This window comes from Pseudomonas sp. LBUM1653 (genome assembly GCF_059716115.1).
Genome location: NZ_CP166803.1, coordinates 5,073,922 through 5,098,006 on the forward strand (window position 1 = coordinate 5,073,922; position 24,085 = coordinate 5,098,006).

Sequence of the window (24,085 nt, forward strand, 5' to 3'; positions counted from 1 at the left end):
GACCCATTTCCATGTCGATAGTTTTCAACGGGTGAACTCTCGCTACGACTTGTCTTGACCTGTCACAACCAGTGGCGGTTCTGCACGCTGCAACTCCAGGGCGGGCAACTTGGAAGGCTGGTTCAAGAGTCGCAGCACCGGCGAATCGTAACCGTAAACGTCGGGTTTAAACGTCACCCGTCCGTCGGTATTCAGGTCCACCGTCCAGTAGGCCAGCAGCACTGGCACCTTGACGGGAAGCTTGATGTTTTCGGTTTTGCCATTGGCCAGTTGTTTTTGAATACCCGCCGCGTTCCAGCGCACAGGGTCGTTGAACAGCAGCTCGACCAACTGCAACGGATTTTCCACCCGGATGCAGCCGGAGCTGGTAGCACGCATCGATTTGGCGAATAACTCGCGATGCGGGGTGTCGTGGAGGTAAATCGCATAGTCGTTAGGGAACCGGATGACCACCTGCCCGAGCGAGTTTTCCGGGCCGGCGTCCTGGCGCAGGGTGATGCCGCGCGCATTGGACCAATCCACGGTCGACGGATCGAGCGCATTGCCTTCGCGGTCCAGGGCGCGAATCCGGTTGGCCGCGAGGTAGCCCGGATTCTGCTGAATCTTGGGCAACATATCCTTGACGAGAATCGTCGGCGGAACGGTCCAGGTGGGGTTGAACGTGACGTAGGTGATTTCGGACTGGAACACCGGCGTGCTGCGAAACGGTTTGCCGACCTGCACCCGGGAACGCCAGATCGGCTGACCGTCGCGGTACAGGGCGACCTTGTAGCCGGCAATATCGACGATGACAAACGTGCCTTGCAGCTTGTAGAGCAACCAGCGCGCCCGCTCCATGTTCACCCGCACCTGGTCGATCCGCGCCTCGACCGGCACGTTCAGTGCCGCCAGCGTCCCCGCCCCCGCCACGCCATCGGCGCCGAGGTATTGTTCGAGCTGATACTTCTTCACCGCGGCAATGACACTGTCGTCGTAATCGGTACGCTTGGACTTGTGCGGGTCCAGGTACCCGGCCGCCACCAGGCGTGCGCGCAATTGCTTGACCGCTGCATTGTCCATACCGGGCTTGAGCGACTGCCCTTCAGCGACTTTCGGCCACCCGCCGGCATCGCGAACCTTGCGCAAGTGCGCGAGGCTCTCGCGCAGGTTGCGATAAACGGCCTCCTGGGGCGGCGCTTGCGCGAACGCGCGAGCCACGTCGTGATCATCCAGGGCGGTAAAGAAGGTGTTCATGTCCTCGCGGGGATCGATGCCTTCAGGTTCGAAGTTCCAATGAAAATCCAGGCGTGCCGGATCAACCTTGCCACGCCGCAACTGCAGTAGCGCCGTGATGTACGTACGGGTTGCCGCGATATCGAAAGCCGCCCATTGCGCCGGTGTCGGCGCCGTGGCCTGCAACGAAAGCTGCGCCTGGGCCAGTTCGCCAGCCCGGTAATCCTCAGGAACGAGGCCATCGGCCTGGGTGTCATCCAGGCCCTTGAGCAATTGGCTGACATCTCGCCCGTTGGTCCAGGCGGCGCGAAAATTGCGGTGCGAATAGAAATCCAGAACCACTCGAGCCACATCCAGGCGTTGATGTTTACGCGAGGTCAACAGAGGAGGGAATGAAGATTGCAGGGGTTCGAGCTCTGCCTGAATTGCCTGACCAACGACATCGTCGGGTGCAGCACCGAGCACACTCACTGGCGCCGGAGATACCGGCATGATCGGCGAAGTTTCACCCATCGCAGTGCCGCTGATCAGAAAGACCATAAAAAACACATGGCTTATGACGAATAACCTTGTTAATTGACTCATGGATAATCCTTAATCGCCTGTAATCAAAGGGCTAGCGTTCAACTCGCTGCTAGACTCGACATATTCCTGATGAGACATTTTTATGGCGCTACATCGCTTTGGCTGTTTGACAGCCCTCTTGCTGACGTCGGCTTTCCTCCCCTCAGCCTACGCCGATTCGCTTGAAGTCGCGCTGGCCAAAGCTGCTCCAAACGCCAATGCCAAGGTGATTGCCCTGGCGGTTCGCGCAACACAGTGTACCCGCGCCCAAGGTACAGTCCCGGCAAAGAGACTAGCAGTGATCGATTATTCCCTGCCTTCGACCGAACAGCGCCTGTGGGTGTTCGATCTGAAAAAACGCAAGCTGCTGTTCCACGAACTCGTCGCCCATGGCCGCAACAGCGGCGAAAACATGGCCACCCAGTTCTCCAACCAGAACGAAAGCTTCGCCACCAGCCTTGGCCTGTACCGTACCCAACAGAGTTACGTCGGCCAGAACGGCTATTCCTTGCGCATGGAAGGCCTGGAGCCTGGCTTCAACGATAACGCCTTCGACCGGGCAATCGTCATTCACGGCGCGCCCTATGTCAGCCCGGTACTGGCGCGCGCCAACGGCCGGATCGGCAGGAGCCTCGGCTGCCCGGCGGTCAGGCCGGCCATCGCGCACCGCCTGATTGACTCGATGAAGGATGGGCAGCTGTTGTTTTCCTATTATCCGGACCAGCGCTGGCTGAAATCGTCTTCGTACATCAATTGCGGCAGCGGCACGATGGCCTCGTCGGACAAGGTCACGTCACGGCAGTAAACAGCTCACTCAAACGGTTATCGTCAAAAGACAGGCACGAGATCAGGGAAATTGCGTCTCACACACGCTTATAATCCGCTCGTTCGCCCGCATTCGAGACCGGTATGACCGCTATCCATATCAAGTTCCCCTCCTTGATCCTCAAGGCCGGCGCCCGGGCGCTGGCACGCATTCGCGAGAACGGCTTGAGCGCCGCCGATGTCGGTACGCTACCCGGCGCCGCTGGCGGTCCCAAGGCCTTGGGGATTCAGGGGCTGGACCTGGCACTGTTCGGCGAATGGCTGCCAGCGGCGCCGCGCGAGCGCTCGTTGATCGGCGCGTCGGTGGGTTCCTGGCGTTTTGCCAGCGCCTGCCTGCCGGATGCCGCCGAAGGCCTGCGGCGCCTCGGCCACCTCTATACCGAACAGAACTTCGCCAAAGGCGTGACCATGGCGCAGATCAGCCAAAGCTCCCGGCGCATGCTCGATGATCTGCTCGACGGCCGTGATGCAGCCCTGCTCACCAACCCCCACTACCGCTTGAACATCATGGTGGTCAAAAGCCACGGCCTGCTCGCGGACGACCATCGTGGCCGCCTGGGCCTGGGCTTGTCGTCGGTGATCGCCGACAACCTGCGCAGTCGTGCGCGGCTGTCCCGGCACTTCGAGCGGCTGATCATCCACGACCCGCGCCTGGCGCCGCCGGTCAACGCGCTGAACGACTTCCCGTCGCGCTTCGTCACGCTGGACACCGCCAATCTACGCCAGGCTCTGCTGGCCTCGGGCTCGATCCCGATGGTGATGGAAGGCGTGCGCGACCTGCCCGGCGCCGGCGCCGGCACGTTCCGCGATGGCGGTCTGCTGGACTATCACTTGGACCTGCCCTACAGCGGCAACGACATCGTGCTCTATCCGCACTTCACCGACCGGGTGATTCCCGGTTGGTTCGACAAGGCCTTGCCGTGGCGCCGCGCCTGCCCTGCGCGCATGCAGGATGTGGTGCTGCTGGCGCCATCGAAGGAATACCTCGCGCGCCTGCCCTATGGCAAATTGCCAGACCGTAATGACTTCAAGCGCTTCATGGGCGACGCCCCGAGCCGCCAGAAATACTGGCGCACGACGATGGATGAAAGCCGCCGCCTGGGCGACGAGTTTCTCGAACTGACGGCCAACGGTCGTCTCGCCGAACGCTTGCTGACCCTTTAGTCAGGACAAGCTGTTAAACTCGCCACCTGCCCACATCGCTGCGGCGATCGCCACCTGAACAGAGCTGAAACCACTGTGGAAATCTTCAAAGAATTTACCTTCGAATCCGCCCACCGCCTGCCGCACGTCCCGGACGGCCACAAGTGCGGCCGCCTGCACGGTCACTCGTTCAAAGTGGCGATTCACCTCAGTGGCGACCTCGATCCGCACACCGGCTGGATTCGTGACTTCTCGGAAATCAAGGCGATCTTCAAGCCGCTGTATGAGCGTCTGGACCACAACTATCTGAACGATATTCCTGGGCTGGAGAATCCAACCAGCGAAGTGCTGGCCAAATTCATCTGGGCTGAACTCAAGCCGCTGCTGCCGGAATTGAGCGCAATCCGGATTCACGAGACATGCACCAGCGGGTGCATCTATCGCGGCGAGTGAGCCAATCGATCAAAAAAACCACCGAGACCGGTGGTTTTTTTATGCCTATGCTTTTTGGCTCGCATCCGCCAAGAGGACACGCAAATGACTGACTGGCCGCTGGCTCAAAGCAATCGCTTCAATGGGCATTCCGTTCGCTACGCCGTGCGTGGCGATGGCCCGCCGCTGGTATTCGTGCATGGCACGCCCTTCTCTTCCTATGTCTGGCACCGGATTGCGCCGCACTTCATCACCACACACCGCGTGCACTACTTCGACTTGCTGGGCTACGGGCAATCGGAAAAGGTCGATGGCGACGTCTCCCTGGGTGTGCAAAACCAGTTGCTGGCTCAGCTGCTGGAACACTGGGGCCTGGATCGCCCGGATGTGGTGGCCCACGACTTTGGCGGTGCCACCGCCCTGCGCAGCCATTTGCTCAACGGCAAGGATTACCGCAGCCTGACACTGATCGATCCGGTGGCACTGACGCCCTGGGGTTCGCCGTTCGTGCAGCATGTGCGTCAGCACGAAGCCGCTTTCCGCGATGTGCCTGACTACATTCAGCGGGCCATCGTGCCGGCTTACGTTCGCGGCGCGATCAAGCGGGACATCCCCGATGACGAACTCGCACCGTACGTGCAGCCCTGGCTGGGCGATTTTGGACAAGCGGCGTTCTATCGCCAAATCGCGCAAATGGACGAGCGCTACACCCGCGAGGCCGAGGGGCTGTACCCGACGATTCGCTGCCCGGTTCAAATTCTCTGGGGAGAGGACGACCAGTGGATTCCCATCGAACGCGGGCGCGCGTTGCAGCAGATGATTCCGGGGGCGCAGTTTTACCCGATTGCCAACGCCGGTCATCTGGTCCAGGAAGATGCACCCGAAGCCATTGTCGCTGCGCTGATGCGATTTTTGCCGCTGAACACGACCGCCTGACAGCAGCAGCTACAAAATGTGGACGACATACAAGCCTGATGCAACATCCAACGGCCCCATCGTCGGAACGCCGCCCGCAGCAAGCCGGCTCCTACAGGGGGAAATGCGTACGGTTTCTGATCAGGCCGGCCGGTCGGACGCCTCGCTTTTGCTGTTGCCGCTCGAGAGGCCGAGCGCAGGTTCTGCGCATGCGGCCTGAGAGGACCGCTTTTTTTTTGCTGGGTTTTTTGGCGTACATATCCATTGCTGCGGTAACGGCCACTTATGGTTTCGCCCTTACGGCGAGTCCCTTTTTCAAACGCCAAAAAGGAACCAAAAGGCTTTGCCCCACCACTCGGTGCCTCGCCTAGGCTCGGCATGCCCTCACTCCGGCATTGCTCCGTGGGTCGCCGCGATGGGCCATCCCTGGCCCAGCGCGGCTAAACCGGCGTCCTGCCGGTTTACCCACTGCGCAATGCCTGCGTTCGGCCATCGTGGTTTAACGGGGCGCCCAGATCAAAAACAAAAACGAGGCGGCCTGTCAGCCGACCTGGCTTTTGCGGCTGTACCTGATCCCTTGTGGGAGCGAGCCTGCTCACGATGGACGTCAACGATAACGCGCCCTATCTGGATGATCGCGTTGTCTGGGCGTTTTTCGTCGGAACGCCGCCCGGAGCAGGCTCGCTCCTACAATGGGATCGCGGACAGACCTGCAATCAGGTCGGCTGTCAGGCCGCCTCGCTTTGGCTTTTGTTCTGCTTTTGATTTTCTTGCCCCATCGAGAGGCCGAGTGGAGGTTCTGCGCAGTGGCTAACCCGGCATGGATGCCGGGTTAGCCGCCGCCGGCCATGGATGGACGATGGCGGCGGCCCCTGTAGGAGCGAGCTTGCTCGCGAAAAACCTGAGAGCACCGCGGGGTGTCAGGCTCCCCGCGTCATCGTTGACCTCCATCGCGAGCAAGCTCGCTCAGGCTTTTCCAAGTGACTCGCTGTAAAAGCGAAACCATAGGTGGCCGTTACCGCAGGAATGGATATGTACTCCGACAATAAACAATAGGTCGGCTGTCAGGCCGCCATCGCCGGCAGGCCAGCTCCCACGGTAGATCGGATACATCCGCAAGCGATTGGTCGGCTAATAAGGACGCCTTCGCCGGCAAGCCTGGCTCCTACGGGGGGCCAATGAACATGTACACCTGCCAGAAAATGGCCACAGTTGCGCAATCAGGCTCAAGACGATATCTACAAACACCGCTGGCGGCATTTGCATCTGCCGAGATAACGTAGAGACATTGTCCAAACGGTTTTCTGAAAGGATCTGCCCGATGCACATCATCAACGCCCGGCTGCGCAACCAGGAAGGCCTGCATGAGCTGCACCTGGAAAACGGCCTGATCAGCAACATCGCCCGGCAGACCGAAGCGCCGACCCTGGGTCCCGACGATCTGGACGCCGGTAGCAACCTGGTGGTGCCGCCCTTCGTCGAGCCGCACATCCACCTCGATGCCACCCTGACCGCTGGCGAGCCGCGCTGGAACATGAGCGGCACGCTGTTCGAAGGCATCGAATGCTGGGGTGAGCGCAAGGTCACCATCACCGAAGAAGACACCAAGGTCCGCGCCAGGAAAACCCTCCAGGCCCTCGCTGCCCATGGCATCCAGCACGTGCGCACCCACGTCGACGTCACCGACCCGCAGCTCACCGCGCTCAAGGCCATGCTCGAGGTGCGCGAAGAAAGCCGGCATCTGGTCGACATGCAGATCGTCGCATTCCCCCAGGAAGGCATCGAGTCGTACCGCAATGGCCGCGAGCTGATGGAAGAAGCCATCCGCATGGGTGCCGATGTAGTGGGCGGCATTCCGCATTTCGAGTACACCCGCGACCAGGGTGTCAGCTCAGTGAAATTTCTCATGGACCTGGCCGAGCGCACCGGTTGCCTGGTGGACGTGCATTGCGATGAAACAGACGACCCGCATTCACGCTTCCTGGAAGTGCTGGCCGAAGAAGCCCGCAGCCGCGACATGGGCTCGCGGGTCACCGCCAGCCACACCACGGCCATGGGCTCGTATGATAACGCCTACTGCGCCAAGCTATTTCGCCTGCTCGGGCACGCCGGGATCAGCTTTGTCTCCTGCCCCACCGAAAGCATTCACCTGCAAGGGCGTTTCGACAATTTTCCGAAACGCCGGGGCGTGACCCGGGTCAACGAACTGCTGGAAGCCGGCATGAACGTGTGTTTCGGCCAGGACTCGATCGTCGACCCCTGGTACCCGCTGGGCAACGGCAACATTCTGCGAGTACTCGAAGCCGGTCTGCATATCTGTCACATGCTCGGTTATCGCAACCTGCAAAACGCACTGGACCTGGTCACCGTCAACAGCGCCAAGGCCATGGCATTGGGTGAGCGCTACGGGCTTGAACCCGGACGGCCGGCGAACCTGTTGATCCTGTCGGCGGAAAGCGATTACGAGGTGATCCGCAGCCAGGGTTTGCCGCTGTATTCGGTGCGCGGCGGCAAGGTGTTGATGAAGCGGACGATGCCGGTGGTGGAGTTCTCTGGCGAACAGATCTGAAGGTTGGGGTGACCGGACTGGCCCCTTCGCGAGCGGGCTCGCTCCCACAGTTTTTGTGAACGACAAACAACCACTGTGGGAGCGAGCCTGCTCGCGAAGGCGATTTCAAATTCACCTGACCATTCGAGCCGTACCAAACAGGCTTACGCGGCTCAACTCCCCTTGTTCTTCTTCCAGCAAAATCGGCGCCGTGCCACCGGGCATCGTCACCTTCACCTCCCCGGCACTCACCCAACCTACCCGCCACGCCGCACAAGCCACCGCCGTCGCACTCGTCCCCGAGGACGCCGTCGGACCTTCGCCGCGCTCGAACACCCGCGCGGCGACATGCCCTTCGGACACGCGCATCGCCCATTGCAAATTGATGCCCGCCGCACAAGGCTGCCCGGCCCCCGTGGGCATGGCGAAAGCGATACGCATCAATCCTTCGCCCAATGCTGGCTTGCGCATCTGCTCATTGCTCGGCAAGGCCTCGGCGCTGTCCACCAGCGTCACGCAATGCGGATTGCCGACCCGGGCAAACTGACTGCGCGACCAAGCGCCATTGAGTGCCGACAATTGTCGCACGTGACTGAGCTCACGGCCGTTCAACTGCGCTGCTTCAACGCCAACGGCACTGACCGCTGCCGGCCCGAATCCAGGCCGGCCCAGATCGAGCCAGAAACCCTGCACACCCTCGACTTGCGCGGCTTTCACCGACGTCTGCCCCGGTGAAGGCGTGTCGGATTTGTCGTGATGGACGCTGAGTACGCAGGCTTCGTCGCTCGGAAATAGTCCCTGATCGCTCAACGCCTGGGAAAAAATCGTCAACCCGTTGCCGCTGCGCTCGGCCAGGGTGCCGTCGGTGTTGACGATCAACAGATCAAAGGGAGGCGATGACTGAAATGGTCCGACCAGCAAACCGTCACTGCGATGATCCTTGCTGCCCGGCGGTTGCGTGCCGGGCGCCCAGGAACAGCATGCGTCGATGGCCGCCAGTGCCCAGGCCTCGCGGGTCTGCGCGGCGCGGCCGGCCTGATCGGGCACGTCGATACCCTGATGGCGCAGCGCCTCTGGCGCCACCACCCCGTAGATATTGCCCCGTGCATCGTACATCCGCGCCATGGTGCCTCCCTGCTGGAAATGTCGGTCTGGCACAACATATCGCGAAACACCGTCTGGCTGTGCAAGGATGTCAGCCTGTCGGCGCGCATGACTCGCGGACACTGAACGAACCCTCGGGGCCAGATCACTGTCCCTTGGAGACGCGACGTTTTTTGCCAAGGATTGATATGACCAACCTCAACACCCAGACCTCATTCGTGCCAGGGCGCCTGGAACAAATGTCCACGCGTGTGGCCTTTTTCATCGCCGGGTTCGGCATCGCCGCGTGGGCGCCGCTGGTGCCGTACGCCAAGGCGCGGGCGGGTCTGGATGAAGGCACCCTGGGGTTGTTGCTGTTGTGCCTCGGGGTGGGCTCGATACTGGCAATGCCCGTGGCAGGTATCCTTGCCACGCGCTTCGGTTGCCGCAAGGTGGCGACCGGCGGCACCTTGCTGATCTGTGCGGCGCTGCCGCTACTGGCGACGGTATCGTCGATTCCGGCCTTGATGGGCGCATTGTTCATGTTCGGCGCTGGCCTCGGCACCGTGGATTCGACGGTGAACCTGCAGGCGGTGATCGTCGAACGCGCCAGTGGCAAAAACATGATGTCGGGGTTTCACGGGTTATTCAGCCTGGGCGGAATCGTCGGCGCGGCGGGCGTCAGTGCGCTGCTCGGCCTGGGGCTTGCACCGCTGGGCGCGATGCTGGTGGTCATTGTATTGCTGCTGGTTGCACTGCTGAAGGCTGCACCGCACATGCTGCCCTATGGCAGCGAAAGCTCGGGGCCGGCATTCGCTGTTCCCCACGGGATCGTGCTGTTTATCGGCGGGATGTGTTTCATCGTGTTCCTTGCCGAAGGTGCCGCCCTGGACTGGAGCGCGGTGTTCCTGGCCCAGGAACGAGGCATCGACAAGGCCTATGCAGGACTGGGTTACGCGGCATTTGCACTGACCATGACGGTGGGTCGATTGACCGGTGATTCAATCGTGCGTCGCCTGGGCGCGACGCGGGTGATTGTCTTCGGTGGGGTGACGGCGGCGGCCGGACTGTTCCTGGCCACGTTCGCCCCCAGCTGGGAAGCGTCGCTGGTGGGCTATGCACTGCTGGGAGCCGGATGCTCGAACATTGTGCCGGTGCTGTACACCGCGGTGGGCAAGCAGACCGTGATGCCGGAAAGCATCGCCGTGCCGGCCATTACCACCTTGGGTTACGCGGGGATACTCGCAGGGCCTGCGGTGATCGGATTTGTCGCCCATGCCGCCAGTTTGAGTTTTGCTTTCGGGCTGATGGCGCTGTTGCTGCTGGCGGTGGCGGTGGCGATTGGCGGGAGAGTGTTGAAGGTTTGAAGGCTTCGCGGGCAAGTCGGATTGCCCGCGAATGAACCCACCCCGGTTTGTCAGAACCCGACGCTGGCCTGCACGAAGAACGTGCGCGGTGTGCCGACATACATGCCCGCGTTGTTGTCGCTGGAGCGGGTGAAGTACTGCTTGTCGAAGATGTTTTTCACCCCGGCGCCGAGCTTCAGGTTCGACACCTGCGGACCGAAATCATAGCCGGCGCGCACGTTCCAGGTGACGTAGCCCGGAATGTCGCCGTACTGCCCATCCGCCGTGCCTTCGGTGATGTAGTTGTTGCTGAAGCTGCCGTCAGCGTTCACAGCCACGCCCGGGGAGCGTTGTTTGGACTGGGCAAAGGCATCCAGGTTGTAGGTCCAGCGATTGATGTCGTAGCGCAGGCCGGCGGTCGCCACCTGGCGCGAGTAGAACGGCAGGTCCCGGCCCTTGAAGTCCGGAATCTCACCTTCATAGACAGCACGGGTGTAGGTGAAGCCGGCGTTCGCGGTCAGGCCAGCGAGGCGCGGGTCCAGCGCCGCCATGTCGTAGTGCACCGAAGCCTCGATGCCCCGGTGCGTGGTGGCGCCGAGGTTGGTCCAGCCCGCATCGTTGCTGATGTATTGCAGCTCTTTATCGAAATCGATATAGAACAGCGTTACTTCACCGCCCCACACCTCATCGTTGTAGCGCGTACCGAGCTCGTAGGTCTTGGCTTTTTCCGGCTCCAGGCCGTTTGCCGTTTCGTCACCCACGCCACCCTGGCCGAGCTGGAAATACTGCAGGGAGCCGAACGAGGTTTCATAATTGGCGAACAGCTTCCAGGCATCAGACATGTGATACATCACGCTCAGCGCCGGCAGCGGCTCGTTACTCTCGATGCTGCGGCGTTTTTCCTGCACCGGCTTGCCCGCGGTGTCGAGCACCGGGCGGTCATGCCACTCGGTCTGGATATGTTCGAAACGCACACCCGGGGTGATGGTCCAGTTGCCGACATCGATTTTGTTGTCGACATACACCGCGTGGGCTTCAGTACCACCGGTACGGTCCTGGTACACATGACCGTCCGACCCCGGACGCACGACCGGCTCGTTGTTGACCAGCGCCAGGCGGCTGGCTTCTTCGTGCATGCCTTCTTTCAGGTAGCGATAACCGACGCTGACTTCCTGGGTCGTCTGGCCGACGTCGAACACGTGGGACACACGCGGTTCGATGCCATAGGTGTAGTAGGTGCGCGGAAACGAACCAAGGGTCTTCTGGTCGCGAGCGGCGATGTTGCTGCCACGAAAACTGTCGGTGTAGTAGGTCAACACTTCGGCCTGGGTGCGGTCGTCGAGTTGCCGAATCCACTTGAACGACACATCCTTGCGGCGCCCGCTGAAGTTGTCGTGGTCGCGGTCGGACTGGAACGGATCGGCGTCATACTGGGCCTGGGTCAGGCCGCCGGGCATGTCGGCGCTGGCGTCGTAATAGTGGAAGTTGAGGCTGAAATCATCCACATCGGTCGGCGCCCAGTGAGTCTTGAGGATCACGTCATCGATGTCATTGCCATTGTTGCTTTTGCGATAACCGTTGCCGTTCACCCCGGAATACAACAGCGCCACGCCCATGCCGTTGTCTGCGGTGCCGCCGGCGAACACCGTATCGATGTGCTTCCAGCCACCGTGCTGGGAGGTTTCCAGCGTGCTGCCGATTTCAGCCGAGGCTTGTTCCGGGATCGCACGGGTCACGAAGTTGATCACGCCACCGACGTTCTGTGGCCCATAACGCACGGATCCGGCACCGCGCACCACGTCGATGCTGTCGAGGTTGCCAGAGGAAATCGGCGCCATGGACAACTGCGGCTGGCCATAGGGGGCAAAGGCCGCCGGCACGCCATCGATCAACACGGTCGAGCGTGGCGACAGGCGCGAAGTCAGCCCGCGGACGCCGACGTTCAGCGAAATATCACTGCCCCCGGTGCCGTTGGCCTCTTGCACTTGCACACCAGGCACACGCTTCAATACGTCGCCGACGTTCATCGCGCCTTGCTCGATCATGGCCTCGCGGCGAATCACGGTACGGGCGCCGGGGTGATTCTGCACCACCGCGGCATCGGCATCACCGAGCCAGTCGCCCACCACCTTGATGTCCGTTACGCCAAGTTCCAGCGGGCCGTTTGCCGCAGAGGTCGTGGCCGGCAGCAGCGTCACCGAGCCTTCATTGATCTGGTATTGCAGGCCGCTGCCTTGCAGCAACTGGCGCAGCGCTTCTTCCGGGTCAATATTGCCCTCCACCGCCGGGGCCTGTTTGCCGGCCACCAGCTCAGGACTGAAAAAAACCTGTAGCGAGGTTTGCTGGCCCAATTGACTCAGGGCCTGCCCCAGGGGTTGCGCCGGGATGTGGATAGCGTCGGCAGCGAATGCCTGAGGCAGCGCCAGGTTGACCGCCAGTACGAGGGCCAGCGGCAACCAAGGAGATTTGTTGTTTTTAGCGGTGGTCTTTTTCACGTCGAACGTAGTCCTGAAGATCGCAAGAGTGTGCGCTTGTTAATGCAAACCAGTTGCAGTTGAACAGGAAGACGATGAACTCGACAAAAACCTGAATTTTATTGTGAAATTATTTCCTGACTGCCGTCATCGAGGGTGCGCACGGCCACCGGCAGGATGCTTGGCAAGGCCTTGAGCAACGCATCGGTGTTGTCGGACTTGAACACGCTCGTCAGGCGCAGATTGCCCACTGCGGCATTGCCGACCTTGAGCGGCTTGTCTCGATAACGCGAGACCTGCTCGGCAACATCGGCCAGGCTGGCGTTGTTGAACACCAGTTTGCCATTGCGCCAGGCCGTCAGTTCGGCGGGATTGACCGCGTAGGCCACAGCGACCTTGCCCCCGGCATCGACATGGGTGCCCAGGCCGGCTGTCAGGCTGATGAAATCGTTGTCGGCGGCATCGCGTCCCTGCACCTTGACCGTGCCCTGCTCCACCACGACCCGGGTCTCGGCGCTGCCCCGGCGTACATCGAAGCGGGTGCCGGTGACGGTGACCTTGCCGCTACCCGCCTCGACCACGAAGGGGCGGCTGGTGTCGTGTTCGACGCTGAACATCGCTTCGCCTTCGCTCAGTTCAATGGCGCGACGATCCTTTTCAAACCGCACCTGAATGCGGCTGCGGCTATCCAGGTCGACCACAGAGCCGTCGGGCAAGGCCACCTGGCGTCGCTCGCCCAGCGCTGTGGAAAACTCGGCCGTGTAAGGCGACGGTTGCTGCAAAACGTTGAACAGGCCCAAGCCGACTGCCACCGCCAACACACTGGCGGCCAGCGCATAGCGCACCATCGGGCGTCGCTTGCTGCGACTCGGCGCTTGCTCGCACAACGCCTGCAGACGGTCCGCCGGCAGCAGGTCGGCGGCTTTCCACAAGCCCTGGAGCAGTTCGAATTCGTTGCGGTGTTGAGGGTGTTCGTTCAGCCAGCTGTCGAATTGCCGATACGCATCGACATCGACGGCGGGTTCCTGCAAACGCACAAACCACCGCGCCGCTTCATCGCGAACCGTTGTTTGCCCGCACGCGCAATCACGAGTATCCATCATGGAAGTTCCTGTTTGGCTGGGGATGAAAAATCACACCGCATCATGGTGTAGGAGCTGCCGCAGGCTGCGATCTTTTGAATTTGGCTTTCAAAAGCAAGATCAAAAGATCGCAGCCTGCGGCAGCTCCTACAGGTGTCTCCAATAACACCGCGCATCATGATTGCAATCCTTCAAGGCGGTCGCGCAGATGACGCAGCGTGCGGATCATATACTTTTCCACCATGTTCTTGGACAGTCCCAGGCGTTCGGCGATTTCAGCCTGGGTCAGGCCTTCGATTTTCTGCCAGACAAACACCTTGCGGCAGTTGACCGGCAGCTCGGTGAGCGCCCGTTCGATGGAATCAGCCAGCTGGATCGCTTGCATGTAATGCTCCGGGTCGCCGGATGACGACACACTGAGATCGATCGCCTCCGACTCCATGGCGCCACGCCGATCCTCACGCCGATAACCGTCCACCGCGATGTTGCGCGCGGTCTGGTGCAGATACGCCCGAGGTTGCTGCACCGCCGCCGAATCCGACTCGAGCACCCGCACAAAGGTATCGTGGGCCAGGTCCTCGGCCTGCTGACGGTTTCTCAGGCGACGGGTCCAGGTGCCAACCAACTCTTCGTAGTGCTCGAAAAAGCCGTGTCTGCGGGGCAGCTTGGGGGTCATTGCGGTGTGCTGTGGATGCGAGGGCGTGAATAGTAATGCTTCCTATTAACCTAAGGCAACGGTTTGCGGCTGAGCGGCCGAAGGCTAACGCTCGTTAGCCTTTGCGCCGCGAGTACCGGGCAGTTCCACACGCGCCACCAGCCCTGAGCCGCTGCGATTGCGCAGGGTCAGTTCGCCACCCTGTTCGCGAACGATCGCCCGCGCAGCAGACAGTCCCAGCCCCACACCACCGGTATCACGGTTGCGTGAGGTCTCCAGACGGTAGAAGGGATCGAACACCCGCTCGAGAGCGGACTCGGGTATGCCGGGGCCCTCGTCACTGACCTCGATGCAGACCCTGTGCCCATCCCCCTTCAACTCGATACCAGGCTTGCGGCCATACTTCACGGCGTTTTCCAGCAGATTGACGATCACGCGCTTGATCCCCAGCGGGCGGCCGTCGTAAACCAGGTGGGCGGGACCTGCGAACTGGACGACGATGTCCTGGTCGCGAAAATCATCGACGATGGTTTGCAGCAATTCCGAAAGGTCGAATGCCGTGGCGTGCTCCCCGTGGCTTTCATCACGGAAAAAACCCAATGCCGCGTCGATCATCGTCTGCATTTCTTCGATGTCGCGCACCATTTTGCGCTGCTGTTCCAGGTCTTCCATGAATTCGCTGCGCAGACGCATCCGCGTCAGGGGCGCGCGCAGGTCGTGGGAGATGGCCGCGAGCATTTGCGTGCGCTCGCTGAGAAAGTGACGGATCTGTGCCTGCATGGTGTTGAAGGCAATGATCGCCTGGCGTATTTCATGCGGGCCTTCGATCTTGATCGGGGGCGCGCGCAAGTCATCACCAAAGCGCCGTGCAGCGCTGGCAAAACGTTGCAGCGGGTTGGCCAGTTGTCGCGTGGCGATCCAGGCGACCAACAGGGTTGCCACCAGCCCCAGGGCGATGATGATCGCGATCCGTACGCTTGAGTCGAGCCCCCAGCTGCGTTCCGGGGGCGTGAACGACAGCCAGCTGCCGTCGCGTAGCTGAACCAGTGCCACATAGTGCGCCTGGGGGCTTTCATCCGGCCAGTCGCTGGGGTTGAAGACTTGAATGTCTCGGGGAGCATCACCCAGCAATTGCCGCAGCGGCGAAGGTTCGGGCCCCACCTGCGTACCACCCGAAGGCAGATGGAAGTCGGACCGCCGCTCGTGCCAGACCACCTCAAGCATCGGATGGCTCGCGGCGGCGGCCAATGACGAGCGCAACGGGACAGGCGCCGCCTCGATCACCCGGACATTCGCAGCCATTTGCTCCAGCAGGCCGGTGCGGTCAATCGGTGGGCGGCCCCAGGTGCCCGCAAGTTGCACGAACAGACCATTAAGGGCCAGCGAAGCGAGCATTGCAGCGACGATTGTCAGCGCAATCCGCGACCTGAGGGTATCGCGAGGAACTATTTGAGCGACCATGCGCCGGATCACGAGCGGGTCACCTTGGCGCAGAACATATACCCGCCGTTACGTACCGTGCGAATGAGATCCGGGCGCTTGCTGTCTGGCTCGATCTTGCGTCGCAGTCGACTGACCTGCACATCGATGCTGCGGTCAAAGGCATCGTGGCCCTGGCCGCGAGCCAGGTCGATAAGCTGCTCCCGAGTGAGAATGCGCTGTGGATGCTCGAGAAAGACCAGCAGCAAATCGAACTCGCCGGCGGACAAAGGAATCATCACACCCTCGGGCGAACGCAATTCGCGACAGGTGATGTCCAGGTGCCAATCGGCAAACGTGATAATCGGTCGCGCCGGCTCGCGCCCCGGGCTTTTCTCGCCCGCGCGACGCTGCACGGCGCGCAGCCTGGCGAGCAACTCCCGAGGGTCGAAAGGTTTGGTCAGGTAATCGTCGGCGCCCAGTTCCAGACCGATAATGCGGTCGCTCAGCTCACCCATCGCGGTCAACATGACGATCGCAATATCCGTCTGCGCGCGTAATTTCTGGCACAGGCTCAGGCCACCTTCGCCGGGTAGCATCAGGTCAAGGATGATGATGTCCGGGCGGTTTTTTTCGATCATCGCCCACATGGCCTCACCATGGGTGGCCAGGTCCACCTCGTAGGCATGCTGAACAAAGAACTGCTTCAGCAGGGACAGGATTTCCACATCGTCGTCGACGATCAGCAGTCTGCTCACGTTCAGGGGATCCACGGCCAAAAAAGAGCGTATCTAAAACCATTCCGGTGTCAGGGTCATATATTTCAATCGAGCAACATTTCTACCCGCCTGACATCAATCGGACATACGGTCGCAATCCCCCTGCAGCACCCTGCGCGAATTCCAATTCACGAGGTCTTCCATGCAGGGTTCGAACAGCACCTACGCGACCGAGACAACCGATAGCGCTCATACGGTGATCCTCAACCAGCGCACCAGTGCGCCAGGGCAAGACGAGCCGATGCTATTCCAGCAATCGTGCCTGGGACTGACCGACGATCGGACCCATGTCGTGCTGCGCCGCTATTTCGAGCGCTACAGCCCGACCACCAGCACTTGGGTGGAATACATCCACCGCGTTCCGATTGCCGAGTTCACCCAGTGGCTCATGGCCAATGGCGAACTGCGTATCGAATGTTCGGAAGACCCGCCAGGCTCCCCCCTCCAATCAGGAACCCCTTGATGAGAAAGCGCTTCTCGCTGCCGCTATTGGCCGCCGTAACCATCGTCCTCTCGGCGTGCAGCAACAAAAAAGTCGCATCATCCGACACCTATTCAGGCTTCTTGAACGACTACAGCGCCTTGACGGAGCACCAGTCACCCTCCGGTCAACCGGTACTGAGCTGGGTAAACCCGACGCTTGAGCTCGACCGTTACACACAGGTTTATATAGAACCGAGCCAGTACTACCCAAAATCCCTACCGAGCGAACGCCTGCCACAGACCACGCTTGGCGATACCACCTGGTACTACGATGCGGTGCTCAAGCACGAGCTGGGCAAGGTCTTGACCGTGGTTACAACCCCGGGACCCAATACCCTGATCGTGCGACCTGCAATCACGCAAGTGACCGCCAGCACCCAGGGCCTGCGCTTTTATGAATGGCTACCGATCACCCTGGTTGTGGCAGGCGTCAGCACGGCCACCGGGATCCGTGACCAGGACAGTGAAATTGCCACCGAGGTCGCATTTCTCGATGGCGGGACCAGGGTCGTTGTCGCCAAAGTGGTGCGCAAGGGCATGGGAATACCGCTGGAAAACGACAAGCAGGTCATCACTACGGCGAACGTCAAGGGCGTGCTCGACGGCTGGGCCAGCGACCTGCGCAAGTCGTATCTGGCGATGCGCCAGTAGGAGCGAGGCTTGCCCGCGAACCAGGCGCCGCGGTGTATCTGTCAAACCGCGTTATCGTTCTTCGCCGGCAAGTCGGATCGCCGCACCGCTGGCTCCTACAATCCTGGATCCAATGGGAAAAGTTGATTCAGGCAGGCAGTCAAAGCAATCTGGCAGGAATCCCAATGCAGGCATCGACGGGCTGTAGCAAAGTGCAAGCATGCCAGTCACCGGCTTTTCCCCAGGAATGCACACATGTCCAGCGCCAAAGCATCGCCAAAAAGATCACCGCTTGCCCGGCTCGCCCTGGCCATCTCCCTGAGCGCCCTCGGCCTGCCTTTGTGCATGAGCAATGCCCAGGCCCACGGCGGTCACGCCGAAATGGTGCCTTTGCAAGCGGGCCTCGAGGAGTTTGGCGCCAGCGTCAAATGGGACGACTACTCGAACCTGTTCACCATTGCCAAGGACGGGGTCTACCTCAAGGTCAAGCCGGACAGCAAAGTGGCCATGCTCAATGGCAAGCGCATGGAGCTGACCGTGCCCGTGGTGTTCAAGGGCAAGACGGCGTTCATGTCCAAGGACTTCATCAACCAGGTCTTCCAGTCCGGCCTGGACACTACCTTTGTCGTCGAGACCCGCCCCAACCCGCTCAACCCCCTGAGCGCGGACGAAATCACCACGGCGGTGGACATCGTCAAGAAATCGGAACACTACAAGCCAGGTTTTCGCTTCACCGAAGTATCGGTCAAGGAACCCCCGAAGGATCAGGTGTGGAACTTCGTCTACACCGGGCAAAACGTGACCCAGCCGCGCCAGGCAAATATCGTGGTGCTGGATGGCAAGCATGTGGTCGAAGCGCTGGTGGATCTCGACAGCAAGGCGCTGCAATCCTGGAAGCCGATCGAAGGCGCCCACGGCATGGTGCTGCTGGATGATTTCGCCACGGTGCAAACCGCTGTCGAGACCAGCCCCGAATACGCACAAGCCTTGGCCAAGCGTGACATCAACGATGTGAAGAAGGTCGTCGCCACGCCGCTGACCGTCGGTTATTTCGACGGCAAGGACGGGCTGGCCCAGGACAAGCGCCTGCTGAAGATCGTCAGTTACCTCAATGTAGATGACGGCAACTATTGGGCGCACCCGATCGAGGGCTTGGTGGCGATTGTCGATCTGGAGCAGAAAAAGCTCATCAAGATCGAAGACGAAGCGCTCATTCCGGTGCCGATGAAACCGACGCCCTACGACGGCCGCGGGCGCAAGGGCGTGGCGGTCAAGCCGCTGGAAATCATCGAACCCGAAGGCAAGAACTACACCATCACCGGCAACAGCATTCACTGGCAGAACTGGGACTTCCACGTTCGCCTCGATTCGCGGGTTGGCCCGATCCTGTCCACGGTCACCTACGACGACAAGGGCAAGAAGCGCAAGATCATGTACGAAGGCTCCCTGGGCGGGATGATCGTGCCTTACGGCGACCCGGATGTCGGCTGGTACTTCAAGGCTTACCTCGACTCGGGCGACTACGGCATGGGTACCCTGACCTCGCCGATTGCCCGCGGCAAAGATGCCCCGGAAAACGCCGTGCTGCTGGACGCCACCATCGCCGACTATACGGGCGCACCGACCGTGATCCCACGGGCCATGGCGGTGTTCGAGCGCTACGCCGGCCCGGAATACAAACACCAGGAAATGGGCCAGCCCAACCTCAGCGCCGAGCGGCGTGAACTGGTGGTGCGCTGGATCAGCACCGTCGGCAACTATGACTACATCTTCGACTGGGTCTTCCAGCAGAACGGCACCATCGGCATCGACGCCGGCGCCACCGGCATCGAAGCGGTCAAGGGCGTGAAGTCCAGGACCATGCACGAAGAGACCGCCAAGGAAGACACGCGCTACGGCACCCTGCTGGACCACAACATCGTCGGCACCACGCACCAGCACATCTATAACTTCCGCCTGGACATGGACGTGGACGGGGAAAGCAATTCGCTGGTGGAAGTGAATCCAGTGGTGCTGCCCAACGACCGTGGCGGGCCGCGCACCAGCACCATGCAGACCGAAACCCGCGTGGTCAGCACCGAACAGCAGGCCGCGCAGAAATTCGATCCATCGACCGTGCGCCTGCTGACCAATTTCAGCAAGGAAAACAAGGTCGGCAACCCGGTGTCCTACCAATTGATTCCCTATGCCGGTGGCACGCACCCGGTGGCCAAGGGCGCCAACTTCGGCACGGACGAATGGCTGTACCATCGCCTGAGCTTCATGGACAAACAGCTATGGGTGACGCAATACAACCCGGAGGAAAAGTATCCGGAAGGCAAGTACCCGAACCGCTCGGACAAAGACTCGGGGCTGGGGCAATTCACCCAGGATAACCATTCCATCGAGAACACCGACGATGTGGTCTGGCTGACCACCGGCACCACCCACATCGCCCGGGCCGAAGAATGGCCGATCATGCCGACCGAGTGGGTGCATGTGCTGTTGAAGCCGTGGAACTTCTTCGATGAAACGCCGACGCTGAACCTCAATTCCCCGAAATAACCAGGCGATACACAAAACCTGTGGCAGGCTGTGGCGAGGGGATTCATCCCCGTTGGACTGCGTAGCAGTCCCATTTTCAGGGGCCGCTTCGCGCCCCAACGGGGATAAATCCCCTCGCCACAGCTCGCTCCTACAGGGTTATGCGAACATCAGGCATGCTGCTTGCGATACTCCCCCGGCGCAATGCCGAAGCGCGATTTGAACGCCGTGGAAAAATAGCTCGAATCAGAAAAACCCCAGGAATACCCCAGCACCGACAACTTCTGTTCCTTGCCCGATTGACGCAGGGATTCGGCGCACAGGTCCAGCCGGCGGTTCTTGATATAGCGCGCCACCACCAGGCCTTTCTTGGCGAACATCCGGTACAGGCCACGGGTCGACATGCCAACCTCCCGCGCCAGCCATTCCGGGCACAGCTCTTCGCTGCGGATGTGCTGGTCGATCACGCTCAGGGTCTTGCGGAAGGTGCGCTCGTGCAGATCTGTGCAATCGTCGCTCTGGCTGATTGCCGGGCGCAGCAGGCTGACAATCGCCTCCAGGGTCGCTTCGCTTTCCTGACGGCTGAGGTTCTGCTGGCGCGTGGCATCGAGAATCAAACGGTGCGAGAGCATGGCGATGGGCGATGTCGCGGCAATCCGGTGGCCGCACTTGACCTGGTTGAAGCGCAGAGTTTGCTCGACCAGTTGATAAGGCAGGATCAGCGACAACTGTCGGGAGTTTTCGCTGTAGGTGAAGTCGCTGGGCCGCGCAGCATCGATCAACGTGATGTCCCCAGCGGACAGCAGGACCCTGTCGTCGCCCTGGGCCATGCCCGCGGTGCCATCGAGCTGGAATACCGCGAAGTATTTACCGCCCTCGCCCGCCGCGACTTCCTGCGGCGTGCGATACAGCCGCGCCTGGCAGGCATCGACGAAGCTGAGCTTGAGGGCATCGCTATGGTATTCGCGAATCTGGCCAGCAAAGCCGGTGCCCAGGGGTTGTGCGTTGAAGGCGCCGCAGATCTGGTTGATCTGATGGATCCACTGATCGAACCCATCCTGGCGCTGTGCGGTTGTAGAAATCATGTCTGGCCTCACGCAGGCTTATTTTTATTGTCTACGTCAATTAACAGGTTCTCCTGAACAGCGCCTCTCCCTGGCCGTCGACGGGTTATTTCAACCCGCCAAACCGTCGATAAAAACTCTCGCCTACATCCGGCAACGGTCCGTCGGCGGTTTCCAGTGCACTGTTCAGCCATTCCTCGGCCTTGGCGTAGATCAAACGGTAAATGTTGCGGCACAACTGTCGGGCTGCTCGCCCTTCCCAGTCGCCGGGCAACAACTCGTCCGGCAGTTGCGGGTCGCGCAGCAGCAGTTTGCGGTACTCGTGAATAAGCAGGATCCGCGCCAGGAAGCAGTCGGACGGCTGCAGGTTTTCCTGCTCGCGCAGTGCTTGCCACAACGGTCGGAACAGCTGGATGAATTCGCTGTAGTGGGTCGCCAGTTCCTCGATGTTCCAGCTCTCGCGCACCTGCAGGCGCAGGGCCTTGGAGGCCAGCACGTCCTGGGCGGTGGTTTCGAAAACGATGGTTTCTTCCTGGGCACCGAGGTCGAGCAGGGTCGCGTTGACATCGGTGCGGTCGCTACGTGGGCAAGCCAGCACCACCGGCGAAATCGCACCAAAACCTTGCCATTCAAGCTCTTCGCGCACTTGTTTGCGCTTGTCCTGGGTCAGTTGCGACAGCATCACCAGGCACCATGAACCATCCCAGGCCGGCATGCTGGTGCTGTAGACCCGTTTGAACGCCTTGTCGAAACGCCGGCGACCGGTGCCGGTCAGGCTGTAGTAACTGCGACGACCGACCTTCTCGGCGGTCAGCCAGCCTTCCTTGGTCAGGCGGAAAATCGAGGTGCGGATCAGCCGCTCGTTGATGCCGATCGGTTCGAGCAACTGGATCAGGCTGCCCAACCAGACAGTCCCGCCGTGGGGTTCGATGGCATCACCGTACAGGGTGATGATCAAGGAACTGGCGCGGATCGGCGTCTGCTCTTGAAAGCGTGTAATCAGATGGTTCAAGGGTGTCAGGGACGACATGGGCGTACCGGGCTAAAAAAGAAAAGGAATATACCGAAAGCCACAATCCCTGTGGGAGCGAGCTTGCTCGCGATGGCGGCCTGACATTCAACATTGATGGTGACTGACGCTCCGCTATCGCGAGCAAGCTCGCTCCCACAGGGGAAAGGGGTGGTCACAAAGTACTGCCTTTCGGCCGCAACCCTCTGTCGCTGATGCGCGGGCGATCAGCTTCCGGTTCGCTCAACGGTTCGCAAACCTGCATCTGCGTGAGGCAACGCTTGGCCAACGCCTGGTACTCACGAGTGCCCGCCTGTTTCCACGCCACCTCCTGATCGCTGAGTGTACGCTTGACACTGGCCGGCGCGCCCATCACCAGCGACTGCTCCGGGCATTCAAACCCGGCCTTGACGAACGCCGCCGCCGACACGAAGGACCGCGGGCCGATGCGCGCGTTGTCCATCACCACTGCATTCATCCCCACCAGCGCGTCAGCGCCGATCCGGCAACCGTGCAGCACGGCCCCGTGGCCGATGTGGCCGTTGCGTTCGACCACGGTGTCGCTGTCGGGGAAACCGTGCATCACGCAGGTGTCCTGAATGTTGGCGCCCTCCTCCAGCACGATCCGCCCGAAATCACCGCGCAGGCTGGCCAGCGGCCCTACATAACAGTGGGGGCCGATGATCACGTCACCGATCAGTACCGCTGACGGGTGGATATAAGCGCTGGGGTCGACCACCGGGGTCAGGCCATCGAGGCTGTAGCAGGTCATTGGCAGGTTCCTTCACAAAGCGATGCCGATATGGATTCATTTTGTATCACATCGCTTTTATCAGCACAAAGACAAAAAAGCGTATCACTTAATAAGGGCTTTCCAGCGGAGGGTTTTTCACGCCTTTAAGCAGTCGTTAATACCAGTGAAATCAATGCTTACAGCCGATCAACCGACCTCTGACAGCCAACCGATACAAATTCATAATCCGACAATAGGACACATTAAATAGTTTTTTGTGTTGATTTTACGTATCACGTTATAGGTATACTCCGGCGAAACCGGCCTTCGTGGCCGATCCAATAACAAGCCGGCATCACCGCCGAGCGTTCACCGTGAGGGCATCCGCCATGCCTCAAACCCTTGCCGTCGAATTCATCGAGCCTGGCGTACGCCTGATTACCCTGCAGCGCCCACAAGCGCTGAACGCCCTGAACACCCAACTGCTGGGCGAATTGGCTGATGAGTTGAGCATCGCCCAAGCCGACCCCCAGACCCGTGCCGTGGTCATGACCGGCAGCCGCAAGGCTTTCGCCGCCGGTGCCGACATCAAGGAAATGGCCGAGCGCGACCTGGTCGGCATCCTCGACGACCCGCGCCAGGCCTCATGGCAGGCCATCACCCGTTTCAACAAACCGCTGATCGCCGCCGTCAACGGCTTCGCCCTCGGCGGTGGCTGCGAATTGGCAATGCACGCCGACATCATCATTGCCGGTGAAGACGCCCGATTCGGCCAACCGGAAATCAACCTCGGGATCATGCCCGGCGCCGGTGGCACCCAACGCCTGCTGCGCGCCGTCGGCAAATCCATGGCCATGCAGATGGTCCTGACCGGCGAGCCGATCGACGCCCGTCAGGCCCAGCGCGCCGGCCTGGTCAGCGAAGTCACCCAGCCGGAATTCACTGTCGATCGCGCCTTGCAGATCGCTCGCGCCATTGCCGGCAAAGCCCCGCTGGCGGTGCGACTGGCCAAGGAAGCGTTACTCAAGGCCATGGACACCGACCTGGCCAGCGGCCTGCGGTTCGAGCGTCACGCGTTCACCGTGCTGGCCGGCACCCGCGACCGCAATGAAGGCATCGCGGCGTTCCAGGAAAAACGCACGCCGACCTTTACCGGCCAGTAATCA

At 60.9% G+C, this 24,085-nt stretch carries 20 protein-coding genes; 10 read left to right on the plus strand and 10 right to left on the minus strand.

The features are described 5' to 3' along the window. Positions 1 to 42: 42 nt before the first annotated feature. Positions 43 to 1,797 (minus strand): L,D-transpeptidase family protein, encoded by a 1,755-nt coding sequence (locus tag ACA054_RS22925; RefSeq protein ID WP_497686290.1) that lies wholly within the window; start codon positions 1,795 to 1,797, stop codon positions 43 to 45. Positions 1,798 to 1,879: 82 nt separating this feature from the next. Between ACA054_RS22925 and ACA054_RS22930 the strand changes: the two genes are divergently transcribed. The 5 genes from ACA054_RS22930 (at position 1,880) to codA (ending at position 7,660) form a co-directional block, all read left to right on the plus strand. After that, on the plus strand, positions 1,880 to 2,581 hold the full coding sequence (locus ACA054_RS22930; RefSeq protein WP_497686291.1) for a murein L,D-transpeptidase catalytic domain family protein: 702 nt from the start codon (positions 1,880 to 1,882) through the stop codon (positions 2,579 to 2,581). Between the two features lie 104 nt (positions 2,582 to 2,685). Next, entirely contained in the window at positions 2,686 to 3,765 is a 1,080-nt protein-coding gene (locus tag ACA054_RS22935) for a patatin-like phospholipase family protein (RefSeq protein WP_497686292.1), read from the plus strand. A gap of 75 nt (positions 3,766 to 3,840) precedes the next feature. After that, positions 3,841 to 4,197, plus strand: a complete 357-nt coding sequence (queD, locus tag ACA054_RS22940; protein ID WP_008056290.1) for a 6-carboxytetrahydropterin synthase QueD — start codon at positions 3,841 to 3,843, stop codon at positions 4,195 to 4,197. A gap of 84 nt (positions 4,198 to 4,281) precedes the next feature. Next, positions 4,282 to 5,112: an alpha/beta fold hydrolase gene (locus ACA054_RS22945; protein ID WP_497686293.1), complete on the plus strand. Its 831-nt coding sequence runs from the start codon at positions 4,282 to 4,284 to the stop codon at positions 5,110 to 5,112. Between the two features lie 1,300 nt (positions 5,113 to 6,412). Continuing rightward, positions 6,413 to 7,660, plus strand: a complete 1,248-nt coding sequence (gene codA, locus ACA054_RS22950) for a cytosine deaminase (protein ID WP_497686294.1) — start codon at positions 6,413 to 6,415, stop codon at positions 7,658 to 7,660. Positions 7,661 to 7,771: 111 nt separating this feature from the next. Here codA and ACA054_RS22955 read toward each other — a convergent pair whose 3' ends face one another. Further along, positions 7,772 to 8,764, minus strand: coding sequence for a diaminopimelate epimerase (locus ACA054_RS22955; protein WP_497686295.1), 993 nt, complete (start codon positions 8,762 to 8,764; stop codon positions 7,772 to 7,774). A gap of 167 nt (positions 8,765 to 8,931) precedes the next feature. Between ACA054_RS22955 and ACA054_RS22960 the strand changes: the two genes are divergently transcribed. Further along, positions 8,932 to 10,089: an MFS transporter gene (locus ACA054_RS22960; protein WP_497686296.1), complete on the plus strand. Its 1,158-nt coding sequence runs from the start codon at positions 8,932 to 8,934 to the stop codon at positions 10,087 to 10,089. Between the two features lie 50 nt (positions 10,090 to 10,139). On the opposite strand, the gene ACA054_RS22965 is transcribed toward ACA054_RS22960, so the two are convergent. From ACA054_RS22965 to ACA054_RS22985, 5 genes are all read right to left on the minus strand, one after another. Then, positions 10,140 to 12,563 carry a TonB-dependent siderophore receptor gene (locus ACA054_RS22965; RefSeq protein ID WP_497686297.1) on the minus strand — a complete coding sequence of 808 codons (2,424 nt, stop codon included), beginning with the start codon at positions 12,561 to 12,563 and terminating at the stop codon, positions 10,140 to 10,142. A 98-nt stretch (positions 12,564 to 12,661) separates the two neighbouring features. Beyond that, complete coding sequence (locus tag ACA054_RS22970; protein WP_497686298.1) at positions 12,662 to 13,645, minus strand: FecR family protein; 984 nt, start codon at positions 13,643 to 13,645, stop codon at positions 12,662 to 12,664. Between the two features lie 154 nt (positions 13,646 to 13,799). After that, a complete protein-coding gene (locus ACA054_RS22975; protein WP_497686299.1) occupies positions 13,800 to 14,300 on the minus strand; it encodes a sigma-70 family RNA polymerase sigma factor in 501 nt (166 codons plus the stop codon). An 84-nt stretch (positions 14,301 to 14,384) separates the two neighbouring features. Then, positions 14,385 to 15,740 (minus strand): ATP-binding protein, encoded by a 1,356-nt coding sequence (locus ACA054_RS22980; RefSeq protein ID WP_497686300.1) that lies wholly within the window; start codon positions 15,738 to 15,740, stop codon positions 14,385 to 14,387. A gap of 8 nt (positions 15,741 to 15,748) precedes the next feature. After that, complete coding sequence (locus ACA054_RS22985; RefSeq protein ID WP_497686301.1) at positions 15,749 to 16,456, minus strand: response regulator; 708 nt, start codon at positions 16,454 to 16,456, stop codon at positions 15,749 to 15,751. A gap of 163 nt (positions 16,457 to 16,619) precedes the next feature. Here ACA054_RS22985 and ACA054_RS22990 point away from each other — a divergent pair, with 163 nt between their 5' ends. The 3 genes from ACA054_RS22990 (at position 16,620) to tynA (ending at position 20,134) form a co-directional block, all read left to right on the plus strand. After that, positions 16,620 to 16,940, plus strand: coding sequence for a hypothetical protein (locus tag ACA054_RS22990; protein WP_497686302.1), 321 nt, complete (start codon positions 16,620 to 16,622; stop codon positions 16,938 to 16,940). Continuing rightward, positions 16,940 to 17,611 (plus strand): DUF3313 domain-containing protein, encoded by a 672-nt coding sequence (locus tag ACA054_RS22995; protein ID WP_497686303.1) that lies wholly within the window; start codon positions 16,940 to 16,942, stop codon positions 17,609 to 17,611. Before ACA054_RS22990 ends, ACA054_RS22995 begins: the two co-directional genes overlap by 1 nt. A 234-nt stretch (positions 17,612 to 17,845) precedes the next feature. Then, on the plus strand, positions 17,846 to 20,134 hold the full coding sequence (tynA, locus tag ACA054_RS23000) for a primary-amine oxidase (protein WP_497686304.1): 2,289 nt from the start codon (positions 17,846 to 17,848) through the stop codon (positions 20,132 to 20,134). Between the two features lie 149 nt (positions 20,135 to 20,283). Here the strand turns inward: tynA and feaR are convergent, their stop codons facing one another. The 3 genes from feaR to paaY all read right to left on the minus strand — a co-directional run bounded on the left by feaR (position 20,284) and on the right by paaY (position 22,958). Then, positions 20,284 to 21,198 (minus strand): transcriptional regulator FeaR, encoded by a 915-nt coding sequence (gene feaR, locus ACA054_RS23005; RefSeq protein WP_497686305.1) that lies wholly within the window; start codon positions 21,196 to 21,198, stop codon positions 20,284 to 20,286. 85 nt (positions 21,199 to 21,283) lie between these two features. After that, positions 21,284 to 22,207 (minus strand): phenylacetic acid degradation operon negative regulatory protein PaaX, encoded by a 924-nt coding sequence (gene paaX / locus ACA054_RS23010; protein WP_077186280.1) that lies wholly within the window; start codon positions 22,205 to 22,207, stop codon positions 21,284 to 21,286. Between the two features lie 154 nt (positions 22,208 to 22,361). Beyond that, on the minus strand, positions 22,362 to 22,958 hold the full coding sequence (gene paaY / locus ACA054_RS23015; protein WP_497686306.1) for a phenylacetic acid degradation protein PaaY: 597 nt from the start codon (positions 22,956 to 22,958) through the stop codon (positions 22,362 to 22,364). 350 nt (positions 22,959 to 23,308) lie between these two features. Here paaY and paaF point away from each other — a divergent pair, with 350 nt between their 5' ends. Next, positions 23,309 to 24,082, plus strand: a complete 774-nt coding sequence (gene paaF / locus ACA054_RS23020) for a 2,3-dehydroadipyl-CoA hydratase PaaF (protein WP_497686307.1) — start codon at positions 23,309 to 23,311, stop codon at positions 24,080 to 24,082. Positions 24,083 to 24,085 lie beyond the last annotated feature (3 nt).